Below are 14,208 nucleotides of genomic sequence, written 5' to 3'. Positions count from 1 at the left end.
CGTTGCCTCTTGCTCGCTTCTCAGGCCTCGCCCATCGGATTGGGCAGGTAGCCGGTGAAGCCGCAGATCTTCCACCGCCCCTCGTGCAGGCGGCAATAATAGAGCGTCTGCCACTTCAGGACATCAACGCTGCCATCCGATTTCCTCAGGCTGCCGTCGAATTTCTTGCGGGCAAGCGCCACCTCGCCTTCGATCTCGATATCCTCAAGCGTCGTGGTCGTGAAGATCGCCGTGCGCGGGTCTTCGGCAAAGGATTGCTGGGCGAAGTCTTCTGCCTGCCGCAGCCATTCGTTGCAATAGGCATTCAGCGAAGGGAAGGCAAGGCGCCATTTGTCGGGGTTGATTTCGCGTTTGCCGTCGATGCCGATGAAGCCGTCTTCCACGAAATCGCCAGCGACTTTGGACCAGTCGGCGGCGAGGAAAGCATCGATGTCGCGTTCGACCAGCATTTGCCAGATTGCGTGACGGGCCGAGTCGGATGATGGAAACGGATTGCGGAAAGGATCGCGCACGCTTGCTCCCTGGATTGAAATTCTTTTCATAAATGACGTTTTTCTCTGGTCAAATTCCGCTTTCTATGGTCATTTGTCAACGGATCAAGAAAATAATTTGCAAGGATAACGGAATGCCCATCAAACGTTACGGCGCCGAACAGACCGGCGCTGGCGGCAAGTCGCTGCCGTTCGCCCGCGCGGTAGAGGCGAATGGTTGGCTCCATGTTTCCGGCCAGGTTGCAATGGAAGACGGCGAGATCATCGAGGGCGGCATCATCCCGCAGACCCACAAGACGATCGCCAACCTGCTGGCGATTTTGGCTGAAGCCGGCTACGGCCCCGAGCATATCGTCCGCTGCGGCGTCTGGCTCGACGACCCGCGCGACTTCTGGACCTTCAACAAGATCTATCAGGACTATTTCGGCGAGCATCCGCCCGCCCGTGCCTGCGTACAGGCGTCGATGATGGTCGATTGCAAGTTAGAGATCGATTGCGTCGCCTACAAGGAAAAGACTGCGTGAGGCAGAGGTAAGCGCCGGGAATAGGGTGGACATAAGGTGAGAATCGTGTGCCGGATCGCAGCATTGCAGCGGTTGCAGGGAGCCTCCTCAAGCGGGCTCGCGATCTCATGAAAGGTGCACTCTAAATGGATATTTTCTCCACGCTTCAGGAAGAGAAAGGCAAGCTCTCGCAAGCCGAAAGCCGCATCGCAGAGATCCTGCTCACCGATTTTGAGTTTGCCGTGAATGCCTCGATCATCGAGCTCGCGGGCAAGGCAGATGTCTCGCCGCCGACCGTCACCCGCTTTTGCCGCCGCCTCGGCTGCGAGAGCTTTTCCGATTTCAAGGTTCAGCTGGCGCGCACCGCCTATGTCGGCATGCGCTATCTCAAGCCGGAGCCGAAGAGCCGGGAGCCTGCCGACGTGGCCCAGGATATCGTCACCAAGGCGCAGAACGCGCTTTTCCTGCTGCACCGCAATCTCGACCTTGCGGCGATCGAACGGGCCACCGAGCGGCTCGCCGCGGCAGATATGATTTATGCGTTCGGCTCCGGCGGCAATTCGTCGATGATTGCCAGCGAAATGCAGAACCGTCTCTTTCGTCTGGGGCTGCGGGTGACGGCGAGCTCCGATCACAGCATGCAATTGATGATGGCCGCCGCCGCCAGACCGACGGACGTGCTCATCGGCTCCTCGTTTTCCGGCCGCAACGCCGAACTCGTCCGCTCCTTCTCGCTGGCGCGCGACCAGAAAGTAACGACCATCGCGCTGACGCAGAGCGGCAGTCCGGTTGCCCGCGCAGCCGATATCACCGTTTCGGTCGATTTGCCGGAGGGCAACAATATCTATCGGCCGACATCGACCCGCATCGCTTACCTTGCGCTGGTCGATATCATCGCGAGCCTTGTCGCCTACCACATCCAGCCGCAGGCGACAGTGACGCTGCGACGCATCAAGCAGCAACTGGTCGCCCATCGTGACGGCGACGACCGCCAGCTTCTCGGGGATTAGCAAACGATATGGTCAGAAGGGAACCGGCATGACTTCATCTGTCGCGATCGTAACGGGGGCCGCTGGCGACATCGGTAGGGCGATCGCCCGCCGTCTGGGCGAAGACCATGATATCGTGCTGATGCCCGATCTCGACGGCGCTGCGGCCGAGAGGGCAGCAGCCAGCCTCGGCCCCCCCGGTCAGTTCGTCGCCTTTGCCTGTGACATCACCGATCCGGCAAATGTCGCCGATATGGCGCGGCGTGCCGCGGCGCTGGGAATGGTGCGAACCCTCGTCAACAATGCCGGCGCGGCCCGCGCGGTCAGTCTTCACGATACCACGCCCGAAATCTGGCGCATGGACAGCGTGCTTAATCTGGAGGCTGCCTTCGTCTGCTTTCGCGCTGTGGAAGAAGCGCTGAAGGCGACGAAGGGCTCGGTCGTCAACATCGCCTCGGTCAACGGCACCCATGTCTTCGGCCATCCGGCCTATAGCGCCGCAAAGGCCGGCCTGCTGCACCTGACGAAACTGATCGCCGTCGAATATGGCAAGTTCGGCATCCGGGCCAATGCCGTCTCGCCCGGAACGGTCCGCACCCAGGCCTGGGAGGATCGCGCCGCTGCCAATCCGAATGTCTTCGACGACGCGAGGCGCTGGTATCCGCTGCAGCGGATCGCCATTCCGGAAGATGTCGCCAATGCCGTCGGCTTTCTTGCCAGCCCACTTGCCGCCGCCATCACCGGCGCCTGCCTGCCGGTCGATTGCGGCCTGACGGCCGGCCAGGCCGAACTCGCCCGTACCTTCTCCCAATCGGACCACTACTAAGAATAAGAGGAACAGACATGCAATCGGCGCCCTATCGTCTCGAAAGTGCGTGGCAACCGGATGGTGGTCCGCATGGCCGCTTTACTTTCAGCCTGTTCAATCTCTGCGACCGCCCGGTGGAGAATTTCACGATCGTCTATACATCGCTGACGCGGGTCATCGACCAGAAGGCGTGCGAGAATGCAACGTTCGTAAAGCGGGACGCCAACTACCACGAATTCGCCCCGCCGGCCGGTTTCGTGCTGGCCCCCGGCGCATCCTGGGCATTTTCGGTCAGCGGCCTGCACCGCAAGGCGGTGCATTGTACCGACGGTGCGAAGTCCGCCTATCTGACGCTGGGCGATGGCAGCCATGCGGCGGTTGCCGTGTCCGATCTGCTTCTCGAAGGCCGCGTCAGCGAGCCACCACCGGTGCTGCTGCCGGAAGGAAAACTCGATCTGCCGTTTGCTCTGCAACCCTGGCCGCGCCGGATCGACGCGGAAGCCGGGGAAGGCTTTCCGGTCTGCCTGTATCCCGCCGCGGGCGCATCGCTGGAGGATCTCAGGGCTGTCGACACAGTGCTTGCACTCTTCCGGCGTCTGTTTGAGGCGGATCATGTACCGTTCAGCCTGACGCCAAACAGCCAGGGCAGGGCGCTGCATCTCGAACCGGACGCAGCACTCGCGCCGGAGGGCTACGAGCTTTCCTTCTCAGCAAACGACGTCAGCCTGAGATTCGGTGGCACAGCCGGCCGTCAATACGGTCTGACGAGCCTGGCACAGCTTCTGAATGGCGCACGCCGGGAGCCCGCGAAATTCCGGTTTCCGATCCGTGGCACCGTCTCCGACGCGCCGCGCTACAGCTGGCGCGGCTGCCATCTCGACGTGTCGCGGCAGTTCTATCCGCTCAGCGATCTCTCGCGGCTGATCGATATCCTCGCCTGGCTGAAACTCAACATCTTCCACTGGCACCTGACAGACGACGAGGCATGGCGGCTGGAGATCAAGGCCTATCCGCAGCTCACCACGGTCGGCGTCCGACGTGGCCCGGATGGACCGCTTCTGCCACAACTCGGCAATGGCGCCGAGCCTGTGGGAGGCTTCTACAGCCAGGATGATGTCCGCAGGCTCGTTGGCCATGCGTCAGCACTGCATATCGAGATCGTGCCGGAGATCGATATTCCCGGCCACAACGCGGCGACGCTTGTCGCGCTGCGCGACCTTTCCGACGGTCAGGAGGCCCCGGAAAGCTATCATTCGGTCCAGGGGTACGCCAACAACGCGCTCAATCCGGCCGTGCCGTTCAGCTACGAATTCCTGGAAAAGGTCTTCGATGAAATGGTCGAGCTTTTCCCGTCCGCCTACATCCATGTCGGCGGCGACGAGGTGCCGGACGGCGCGTGGCTCGCCTCGCCGCTGGCAAGGACGTTGATGGAACGCGAGGGCATTTCCGGCACCTTCGGACTGCAGTCCTATTTCCTTAAACAGGTAAAAGACATGCTGAGCAGGCGCGACAGGAAGCTCGCCGGCTGGAACGAGGTTGCCCATGGCGGCGGCGTCGAGGCGCAAGGTACGCTGCTGATGGCCTGGCAAACGCCGGAGGTCGGCATCGAGCTTGCCCGCGAAGGCTATGAAGTCGTGATGACGCCCGGCCAGGCCTATTATCTCGACATGGTGCAGGCAGAGGAATGGCAGGAGCCGGGCGCAAGCTGGGCCGGTACCGTGCCACCCGCACACACCTATGACTACGAGGCCGAGGGCGATTTTCCGGAGGAGCTGAAACATCGGCTGAAGGGCGTGCAGGCCTGCATTTGGTCGGAGCATTTCCTCTCGCGCGGCTATTTCAACCGCCTCGTCTTTCCGCGCCTGCCGGCCATCGCCGAGGCGGCGTGGACGCCGAAGAGCGAGAAGAACTGGCCGCGCTTCGCGGCAATCGTCGGTCTCAGCCCGAAACTATGAGGTCCGAACTGTGAGGAAAGCCATGCGCATAGCCGTCGGTGGTATCCATACCGAGTGCAGTACCTATTCGCCTGTCCTGATGGCAATCGAGGATTTTCGTGTACTTCGCGATGCCGATTTGCTCGGCGCCGAATATTTCAACTTTCTCAATGCCGACGGCATCGAGCATGTGCCTCTGCTGCACGCCCGCGCGATACCTGGGGGACCAGTGTCGCGACAGGCCTACGAGACCTTCAAGGCCGAGTTCCTTGCAAAGCTTGAGGCGGCCCTGCCGATCGACGGTCTCTACCTGGCGATGCATGGCGCGATGAACGTCGAGGGCATGGACGATGCCGAGGGCGACTGGATTTCCGCCGCGCGCGGGATTGTCGGCCCCGATTGCCCGGTCGCTGCGAGTTATGACCTGCACGGCAATGTCAGCCAGAGGATCATCGATCAGCTCGATATCTTCGCGGCCTATCGCACCGCGCCGCATATCGATGTCCGCGAGACCATGGTGCGCGCCTGGTCGATGTTGGTCGAGACGCTGCGCACCGGCCGGCGCCCGGGTGTCGCCTGGGCCAAGGTGCCCGTCCTGCTGCCAGGCGAATGCACCTCGACCGAGGACGAGCCGGCAAAGTCGATCTATCTCGGGCTTTCGTCTTTCGACGCGAAACCCGGCGTCCTCGATGCCAACCTCATGATCGGCTATGTCTGGGCCGATGAGCCACGGGCAACGGCCTGTGCGGTTGTCACTGGCGTGGACAAGACCAGTGCGCTGAAGGCCGCCGAGGAGATCGCCCTCCAATACTGGGATGCCCGAAAGAGTTTCGGCTTCGGCCCGCAGACCGGGCCGCTGGAAGAGATGCTCGACATCGCCGAGAAGGCGACCACATCTCCGGTCATTCTTGCCGATTCCGCCGACAATCCGACCGGCGGTGGCGTCGGCGACCGCGCTGATGTGTTGCGCGCGCTTCTTGCCCGTAACTGGCACGGCGCTCTCATCGCCGGCATCACCGATCGGCCTGCCGTCGAAGCCTGCTTTGCCGCGGGCGAGGGAGCGACGGTCGCCCTTCGTCTCGGCGGCGGCCTCGATCCGGCAAGCCTTCCGGCTGACGTCACGGCAATCGTCGTTCGCCTTGATGATCAGGCGTCTCCGGCCGAACGCCAAGCTTTGGTGCGCGTCGGTGGCATCGAGATCGTGCTTTCAGCGCGCCGCCGCCCCTATCATAATATTCAGGACTTCCAGCGGCTCGGGCTCGATCCGAAGGCCGTGCAGCTCTTGGTGGTGAAGTCCGGCTATCTGTCGCCGGAACTGGCGCCGATCGCCAATCCGAACCTGATGGCGTTGACCGATGGCGTCGTCAATCAGGACATCGCCAATCTCGCGAGCAACCGAAGGGTGAGGCCGGTCTTTCCCTTCGACCGGAATTTTGAATTTAAGCCGCAGGCCAGACTTTCAGCGCGTTGGGACGCTTTGGCAGATTCGGCGGACCGAGCCGAACGATAGTCACGCAATCCGATATCCGCACGATCCCGTCAATTCCCGGGCCATTGATCTCTCTCCTGGTACCTTCATCATGACCTCCACGCTGTTGATCGCCTTCCGCCACCCTGTGGTCAGGCTGAGCATGATCGCGATCTTCCTGTTTGGATTCACGGGTGCTGCGACGTCGCCCTATCAGTCGGTCATCGGCATCACCGAGCTGGGGCTGAGCGATGCCTTCTATTCGATCCTGATATTCGCCGCGGCTGCCGTCAACGTTGCCGCAAGCCTCTGGGTTGGCGTGCTTGCCGACCGCATCGGCAACTACCGGATATTGCTGATGACCGTGATGGTGTTCGGCGTTGTCGGTTATGGCCTGGTCTATGCCGTGCCGGTACCGGCCAGTTTCGTGTTCTGCACACTGGTCCTGCTGCCGGTCTACAATTCGACGACATCGCTGCTGTTTGCCAATGTCCGCGCGATCGCCAATGCCTCGGGCGGGCGTGATGCCGCCGCGATCAATTCCGGGGTTCGCGCGGCGATTTCAGTTGCCTGGGTGCTTGTGCCCGGCCTTGTTGCACTCGTACTGACGGGAAGCGGCAGCATGTTGCCCGCCTATCTTCTCGCCTGCCTCGGCTGCATCGTCAACCTGGCGCTGGTCTTCGTCAAACTGCCGGCCGCCGCCGGACCTCCTGCACAGATCAGCCATCGTCACTCCTATCTCGCCTCCTTCGCCGAAGTTCTCTCGCCCAAGGTGTTTGCGCGGCTGATGGCTGTCTCGCTGATCACCTCGACGCTGCATGTCAACGCGGCGGTCCAGCCGCTGATCATAACCGGTACCGCCGGTGGCAGGGTCACCGATATCGGTGCCATCGTCGGGATCGTCGCTTTCCTCGAAGTCGTCTTCATCTTCGTCTGGGCGCGCATCCAGCTTCACCTGCACCCGGTAACGGCGCTTGCGGCCGGCACGGTGCTCTATGCGGCCTATCTGGCGTTGCTCGCCTTTTCCTCCGCGCCCTGGCAGATCTATGCCCTGACGCCGCTCAGCGCTTTCGCTGCCGCGGCGCTGATCAGCATTCCGATAACCTACATCCAAGACCTGATCGCCGATCGTCCCGGTCTTGGAAGCTCGCTTATTTCGGTCAACCTGTTCCTAAGCGGCGGGCTTAGTGCCATCCTGTTTGCGCTTGGGACCCGGTTCAGCGACTATTCCGGAACGTCGCTGCTCGGTGCATTTGCCGGCATGCTGGGCTTCGCTTTGCTCATCTATCTCGACGGCCGCCACACGGCGCGGCCGTCGGCATGCTGATCCGTTTGGCGAAATCGACTGCGGCGGGGCAGTGCCGGCGAAGTGCAGCGCCCGTCATCCCGAACGGGAGATCGCGGTGTTTGGAGAGGAACGACAAGACCTGCTTCTGCGCCCACCATGCGATGACCCCCAAAGCCACGCCTCCGACAATGGCGAGCATGGAAAAAGCAGGCGCCGGGATTTTCCCGGAGAGCGGAAGAAGAAGCAGTTCCGGCATGAAACGGTGGAGGAGGTAGATGTGAAAACTCGCGGCAGAAATCGGCAGGACGAGCGCTTTCAGCCCTCGCGGCACCGATGGCCTCGGAAGGAACAAAAGCAGGGCCAGGACAGGGATTTGCAGGAAATATTTGACCCGGGTGCCGATCCAGACGCTTTCGTAGAACGCAAAGAAGCTGAAGACAACCATGCCCGCCGCCATCAGCAACAGTCGCTTCGCGATGGTATCCGCGAAAGCCGCCAGAAAGCCGATGGCGGCGAGATAGAGCATCCACGGCAATGTGAAAATCTGCCGGTTTCCAATTTGCCAGAGATCGGGAAGGATCAAGCGGGCAAGCAGCGCGACGCCCAGCAGCACCAGTCCCGCCGAGAAGGGTGACCATGCGGCCATCTTTCGAACGGGTGGAAGGGCAAAGAAACCCGCAAACAGCAGAAGCATCTGGCAGTAAGCTTCGATGAACCAATAGAGGTAGGGAAGCATGGAATGTCGCTCCGGATCGGCGAAGCCGAAATTACCGGTCATGACGACGGACGCCCACGGCACCTCACCCCACGCCACCGTGTAGCCCGCGACGATAAGATAGTAGGGGATCACGATCGGAAGCGCGGAGCGGAACAGGCGAACGATATCGAACTCCATAACAGGCCGCCATTGAAAGCGGGCAAGTCCGAAGCCGACAAGCAGGATCATCGCGGCGGAACCGCCCGGAATCGGCCAGAGCGTCTCGTGCTGGACAACGACGAAGAGGATAGCGAGCGCGCGGATGAGAAGACTGGCCTCCAGTTTGGGCGCTGTTTCGGTGCGCTTGACCCTGCCGGCCAGTTCCGAAACGGAAAGCCTTTCCCAATTCGGCGGCGCTTCACCGAGGATGCGCTCCAGCGCGATCGAAAGCTGGACAAAGCGCAGCGAATCCCCACCCAACGACAGAAAACTATCCCGCGGGCCGACCCGGGTCGGGTAAAAGAGCTGAGCGAAGACCTCCTGGACGGTTTCTTGCCGGTTTTCGCGTTCCGCGCTCCTCGCGGAAAATTGCTGCATCAGCCGGCCATAGTCGATCTTGCCCGATGAAAGGCGTGGCAGCTTGGCCCGCGACGTGGCGCCGACCTGCAGCAAGGTGAGCCCGCTTGCAGCCACCAGAATGCGCTTTGCCTCAAGTTCATCGGCAGGACCGGCGCAATAGGCATGGATCGAGCGGTCGTCGCCGATGACGGCCGCGCGAATACCATGTTTGTCAAGCGCCGCCTCCATCGCATCATGGCTGATCCGCAGACCAGCGATTTTCGAGATGCGCTTCAGACGCCCGCAGATGCGTAACAGTCCCTCATGGTCCATCTCGGCGAGGTCGCCCGTTTTCAGGCAGTCGAGCTCGTGGCCATGCGTCAGTTCGCGGCGCGAACTTGCATACCCCATCATAACATTGGGACCGCGATAGACGAGTTCGCCGAGCCGTCCCGATGAGGAGATCGTTCTTCCCTGTTCGTCCTCGAGCGTCAGCGTCCCGCCGGGAACGGCGATCCCGATCCGGTCCTCGTTTCCCTCAAGTCGATCCGGTGGCACATAGGCCAGCCGCGCAGTGCCTTCCGTTTGGCCATACATTACGAAAAAAGCGCCGTCTCTTTCGCGCATACGATGATTGTAGCGGCGGATGATATCGGGCGAGAGGCGGCCGCCAGCGACGGTCATGAAGCGCAGGGATGAAGGGAGCCGGCTGCAGAAATCAATGCTCTCCAGAAGCTCGTAGGAATAGGGCACGCCGGAAAAATTCGTGCATCCGGACTGTTCCAGCCGATCGTGGAACTGCGGATCCGATATCGACAGTTTCGGGAAATAGAGGCTAGCACCGACCGAAAGATGGGAATGCAGAACGGACAAGCCGTAGCAATAGTGCAGAGGTAGCGCCATGCAGCCGCGATCTGTTGCCGTCAGGCCGAGATATTGGGCTATCGACGCCGCATTGGCGTCGAGGTTCCGGGCGGAAAGCCTCACGGCCTTGGCGCGACCAGTGCTTCCGGATGTCATCAGCAGCAGCGCCAGATCGGGATGTGGTGGAACGCCGTGCTGGTCGCGGCTGCGGAAAGGCTTGATCGGCCTCCAGCGCCCATCGACCTGGCGACAGGTGATATCGGGCGCAAACGCCTCTTCTACGACAGCTCCCTGCACCTGATCCGTCGGTGGAATCATGACCACGGCATGGCCGGATTGAAGGGCCGCGAGGTAGCCGATGATTGCGTGCTCCGAATGCGACGCTTCTACGCCGACCAGCATCTTCTGCGGGCCGAACGCCGTGAATTTCTGACTGACACGATCTGCCAGTTCCCGATAGGTGATCGGGTCGCGGTCTGGGAAAAGCAGTGCCGGCGCATCGCCCCAATTTGCCAGCGCGGACGTAAAGAGCGGTGCCATGGTAAGCAATCAGTATGGAAGAAAAAAGGGAAGTCGGATTTGCTCCCTATGAAATGCATGAATGCTATTGTCAAGTTATCGGCGGGCGCATAGGTGTTTTCGGAGGAACGATGACCTTTGGTGCGTGGAACCGAAAGACGGAGGAGAGATTGATTCCGGCAGCAGAAGATCCGGCGCTCGAACTGTGCAATGTAAGTCGCAGGTTTGGAAAGACCGTCGCCCTAGACGACGTGTCGCTGACGATCGGCTCCGGCGAGATCATCTGTCTCGTTGGCCGTTCCGGCTGCGGGAAATCGACATTGCTGAGAATGATCGCCGGGGTCGATACGATCGACGCCGGCCGTATCCTGCTGAACGGAGACGAAGTTTCGGGCCCTTCAGTCTTCGTGGAGCCGGAGGACCGCAGGATCGGTTTCGTTTTCCAGGACTACGCTCTCTTTCCTCATCTGACCGTCGAGCAGAACATCCTGTTCGGTCTGAGGGGCCGGCCGAAAAAGACTGTCGCCGACAGGGTCGCCGAAATTCTCGAACATATCGGCATAGAGCATCTGAAGGCACGGTATCCGCATATGCTGTCGGGCGGCGAACAGCAACGCGCCGCTCTGGCCCGCGCGCTCGCGCCCCAGCCGGATATCCTGCTAATGGACGAGCCGTTTTCCAACCTGGATCGCGGCCTGCGGGACAGGGTTCGAGATGAAACGCTTTCGCTTCTGAAAAGCCTCGGCACGACTGTCATCATGGTCACCCACGACCCGGAAGAAGCCCTTTCGGCCGGCGACAGGGTTGTCTTGATGAAGGCCGGCCGGATCGTCCAGACCGGGTCTGGCTACGACCTGCACGATCGGCCCGTGAACCCCTATGCCGCTGAGTTCTTTTGCGCCTTCAACAAGGTTCCTGGCGTTTACCGCCAAGGATATGTCGAAACGGTGATCGGCCGGTTTGCGCAGAGGCTGGATCTCGGCGAGGGCAGCCCCGCCACGCTCTATATCCGCCCACAGGGAATTTCGGTGTCACGTGAGCCAGGAGAAGTCTGCGGGCGCGTGCATAGCCGTGTCTTCCTTGGTGACGTGGAACAACTCGCCGTCAAGGTGGAGGGGTTGGAGCAGCCGCTACTGGTTCGAACGATGCAGCGTCTGGAGGCTGGGACGGACCTTGTCGGCTTGGTCGTCTTGCCGGAGAGCTGTCTGGCATTTGCCGCAGCCTGAGTGTCAGGGCGGCATTTACGGTAAACTGCTCGTACTAAACTTGACCGTGCGCCTCCTATAATGCTCGACAGCACGGCGCAGTTCATCTGGAGGATAAATGACCATGTCGATCATCGCGAAATCCGCACTGCTTTCAGCAACCTTGCTGCTCGGCGCCGGCGCCGCGTCGGCTGCGGAGCTCAATATCTACACGACCCGCGAGCCGGGTCTGATCCAGCCGCTATTGGATGCCTTCACCGCAGCCACGGGTACCAAGGTCAACACGGTCTTTCTCAAGGACGGGCTGGTCGAGCGCGTCGCGGCCGAGGGCGAAAGCTCGCCGGTCGATATCCTGATGACCGTGGATGCGGGAAATCTCGTCGATCTCGTCGAGAAGGGCGTCACCCAGCCGGTGGAATCCAGTGTCCTGACGGAATCGATTCCGGAGCAGTTGCGCGATGCGAAAGGCAACTGGTTTGCGCTGTCCATGCGCGCCCGCGTCATTTATGCCGCAAAGGATCTCGATCTCGCGGCCTTCCACTACGAGGATCTGGCCGATCCGAAATGGAAGGGCAAGATCTGCATTCGCTCCGGCCAGCACCCGTACAACACCGCGCTCTTTGCCGATTACATCGCCCATTACGGCGCTGAAGAGACGGAGAAATGGCTCGCCGGCGTCAAGGACAACCTGGCCCGCAAGGCTGCCGGCGGCGACCGCGACGGCGCCAAGGATATTGCCGGCGGCATTTGCGATATCGCGATTGCCAATTCCTACTATGTCGGCCTGATGCGGTCGGGCAAGGGCGGCGAAGAGCAGGCTTCCTGGGGCAACGCCATCAAGGTGATCCTGCCAACCTTCAAGGACGGCGGGACGCAGGTCAACGTCAGCGGCGCTGCGGTCGCAAAACATGCGCCGAATAGGGCAGAAGCCGTAAAGCTCCTGGAATACCTCGTGTCCGACGAGGCCCAGAAGATCTACGCCGAAGCGAATTTCGAATATCCGGTGAAGCCCGGCGCCTCGGCCGACCCGATCATTGCATCCTTCGGTGAATTGAAGATCGATCCGAAACCTTTGACGGAAATCGTCAGCCATCGTAAGCAGGCAAGTGAACTGGTCGACAAGGTCGGCTTCGACAACTAAAAGCAGGACGGCGCCTGCGGAGAACGCGGGCGCCGTCCCGTCGCCGACGAAATGGATTCTCCTTGATGACCAGCGCCGCACGAAGCCGGCACCGGCGCTCCACTGGGTCCAGGTGGCTGGTCTGCGCGGCCGCGGTCGCCTGTTTCGTCCTGTTGCCGTTCTTGGCGCTCTTGCTGCAGGCGGTGCAGGGATCCGAAGGCCTGTGGTCGCATCTTGTCACCACAGTCCTGCCCGTCGCCTTGATGGATACAGTCATTCTCCTCTGTGGTGTGGGTCTGATCACCGCCATTGTCGGAACGACGACGGCCTGGCTGGTCACAGCCTACACCTTTCCGGGCCGCCGGGTGCTCGAATGGGCGCTGCTGCTGCCGCTTGCGGTGCCGACCTATATCATTGCCTATGCCTATCTCGACATCCTGCATCCGATAGGGCCGGTGCAGGGGGCGGTGCGTTGGCTGCTCGGCTATTCCAGCCCAAGGGAATTTCGCCTGCCGGACCTGCGCTCGATGACGGGCTGTATCGTGCTTCTGGGTTTCGTGCTCTACCCTTATGTCTATATTCCGGTGCGGGCGATGTTCTTGACGCAGTCCGCCAATCTGATCGAGGCTGCAAGAACACTCGGCATTTCCCGGCGCGCGATCTTCTGGCACGTTGCTCTGCCGCTGGCGCGGCCCGCGGTTGCCGTCGGCGTCAGTCTCGCGCTTATGGAAGCACTCAACGATATCGGCGCCTCCGAGTTTCTCGGCGTGCGGACATTGACCGTCTCTATCTACACGACTTGGGTCACCCGGTCCGATCTGCCGGGGGCAGCGCAGATCGCCTTGGCGTTGCTTGCGATCGTCGTCATCCTGGTTGCGTGGGAAAGATGGGCGAGGGGAAAGCAGCGCTACTCTTCCAGCGCGCAGCGCAATCGCGCTTTCGAACCAAGCCGCGTTTCCCCGGCAAAAGGGCTGCTCCTGTTTGTCACAGGGCTTTTGCCCATCCTTGTGGGCTTCGCCGCTCCGGCGGCCTATCTTGTCGTCGAAGCCTGGAAAAGGGTGGAGTTTGCAGGGCTTTCGCCCCGGTTCCTCGTCGAGGGCGCCAACACCATAGGCCTGGCGGCCCTTGCGACGGTCACAACGGTTCTTCTCGGCCTGCTTGTCGCCTATGCTAGCCGTCTGCGTCCCGGTGCCGCGTCATCCTGGTTTCACCGCCTCTCGACGCTCGGCTATGCCGCTCCCGGTACGGTCGTCGCGATCGGAATTCTGATCGTTCTGGGGACATTTGACCGCTTCGTGGACCGTACAGCGACCGCTTGGTTCGGCATTTCAACAGGGTTGCTCTTCATGGGGTCGAATGCAGCGCTGCTCTATGCCTATACGGTTCGGTTTCTTGCCATCTCGGCCGGCGGCATAGAGGCGGGGCTGGCGCGTATCCCCATCTCTTTCGACCATGCGGCGCGTACCCTGGGCCAATCGAAGGCGGGTACCTTCCGATATGTCCACCTGCCGTTGTCGAAGGCGGCGATCACGGCTGCCGCCTTGCTGGTGTTCGTCGATTGCGTCAAGGAGCTTCCCGCCACCCTGCTGCTGCGCCCGCTGAACGTCGAGACTTTCGCGACGCATCTCTACGGCGAGGCAGCGAGGGGTACCTATGAGGAGGCGTCCATCGCAGCTCTCGCCATCGTCGCCATCGGCATCCTGCCCGTCATCCTGCTGGCCAGAATGGGACGTGTCTCAACCCGGCATTAGATTGGGCAACAGT

Annotated in this window: 11 protein-coding genes; 9 read left to right on the top strand and 2 right to left on the bottom strand. The window is 61.4% G+C overall.

Annotated elements, in window-relative coordinates:
• Positions 1 to 20: 20 nt before the first annotated feature.
• Positions 21 to 512, bottom strand: a complete 492-nt coding sequence (locus WI754_RS29965; protein ID WP_341486608.1) for a hypothetical protein — start codon at positions 510 to 512, stop codon at positions 21 to 23.
• A gap of 113 nt (positions 513 to 625) precedes the next feature.
• Here WI754_RS29965 and WI754_RS29960 point away from each other — a divergent pair, with 113 nt between their 5' ends.
• The 6 genes from WI754_RS29960 (at position 626) to WI754_RS29935 (ending at position 7,520) form a co-directional block, all read left to right on the top strand.
• A complete protein-coding gene (locus WI754_RS29960; RefSeq protein ID WP_341486314.1) occupies positions 626 to 1,015 on the top strand; it encodes a RidA family protein in 390 nt (129 codons plus the stop codon).
• 125 nt (positions 1,016 to 1,140) lie between these two features.
• Positions 1,141 to 2,004 carry a MurR/RpiR family transcriptional regulator gene (locus WI754_RS29955; RefSeq protein WP_341486313.1) on the top strand — a complete coding sequence of 288 codons (864 nt, stop codon included), beginning with the start codon at positions 1,141 to 1,143 and terminating at the stop codon, positions 2,002 to 2,004.
• Positions 2,005 to 2,032: 28 nt separating this feature from the next.
• Complete coding sequence (locus tag WI754_RS29950) at positions 2,033 to 2,809, top strand: SDR family oxidoreductase (protein ID WP_341486312.1); 777 nt, start codon at positions 2,033 to 2,035, stop codon at positions 2,807 to 2,809.
• 17 nt (positions 2,810 to 2,826) lie between these two features.
• Positions 2,827 to 4,746, top strand: coding sequence for a family 20 glycosylhydrolase (locus tag WI754_RS29945; protein WP_341486311.1), 1,920 nt, complete (start codon positions 2,827 to 2,829; stop codon positions 4,744 to 4,746).
• Between the two features lie 22 nt (positions 4,747 to 4,768).
• Positions 4,769 to 6,235 (top strand): M81 family metallopeptidase, encoded by a 1,467-nt coding sequence (locus tag WI754_RS29940; protein ID WP_341486310.1) that lies wholly within the window; start codon positions 4,769 to 4,771, stop codon positions 6,233 to 6,235.
• A 70-nt stretch (positions 6,236 to 6,305) separates the two neighbouring features.
• Positions 6,306 to 7,520: an MFS transporter gene (locus WI754_RS29935; RefSeq protein WP_341486309.1), complete on the top strand. Its 1,215-nt coding sequence runs from the start codon at positions 6,306 to 6,308 to the stop codon at positions 7,518 to 7,520.
• On the opposite strand, the gene WI754_RS29930 is transcribed toward WI754_RS29935, so the two are convergent.
• The gene (locus WI754_RS29930; RefSeq protein ID WP_341486308.1) at positions 7,474 to 10,140 is read right to left on the bottom strand and encodes an AMP-binding protein; all 2,667 of its coding nucleotides are present in this window, start codon (positions 10,138 to 10,140) and stop codon (positions 7,474 to 7,476) included. The two genes, WI754_RS29935 and WI754_RS29930, sit on opposite strands and share 47 nt — an antisense overlap.
• A gap of 110 nt (positions 10,141 to 10,250) precedes the next feature.
• Here WI754_RS29930 and WI754_RS29925 point away from each other — a divergent pair, with 110 nt between their 5' ends.
• From WI754_RS29925 to WI754_RS29915, 3 genes are all read left to right on the top strand, one after another.
• Positions 10,251 to 11,345 carry an ABC transporter ATP-binding protein gene (locus WI754_RS29925; protein ID WP_341486607.1) on the top strand — a complete coding sequence of 365 codons (1,095 nt, stop codon included), beginning with the start codon at positions 10,251 to 10,253 and terminating at the stop codon, positions 11,343 to 11,345.
• Positions 11,346 to 11,448: 103 nt separating this feature from the next.
• Positions 11,449 to 12,465: a Fe(3+) ABC transporter substrate-binding protein gene (locus WI754_RS29920; protein WP_341486606.1), complete on the top strand. Its 1,017-nt coding sequence runs from the start codon at positions 11,449 to 11,451 to the stop codon at positions 12,463 to 12,465.
• 65 nt (positions 12,466 to 12,530) lie between these two features.
• Positions 12,531 to 14,195: an iron ABC transporter permease gene (locus WI754_RS29915; RefSeq protein ID WP_341486307.1), complete on the top strand. Its 1,665-nt coding sequence runs from the start codon at positions 12,531 to 12,533 to the stop codon at positions 14,193 to 14,195.
• Positions 14,196 to 14,208 lie beyond the last annotated feature (13 nt).

The sequence above is a fragment of the Pararhizobium sp. A13 genome, from assembly GCF_040126305.1.
Lineage (GTDB): Bacteria > Pseudomonadota > Alphaproteobacteria > Rhizobiales > Rhizobiaceae > Pararhizobium.
The sequence above is the reverse complement of the archived record's forward strand: the minus strand, read 5'-3'. Positions and strand labels throughout refer to the sequence as shown.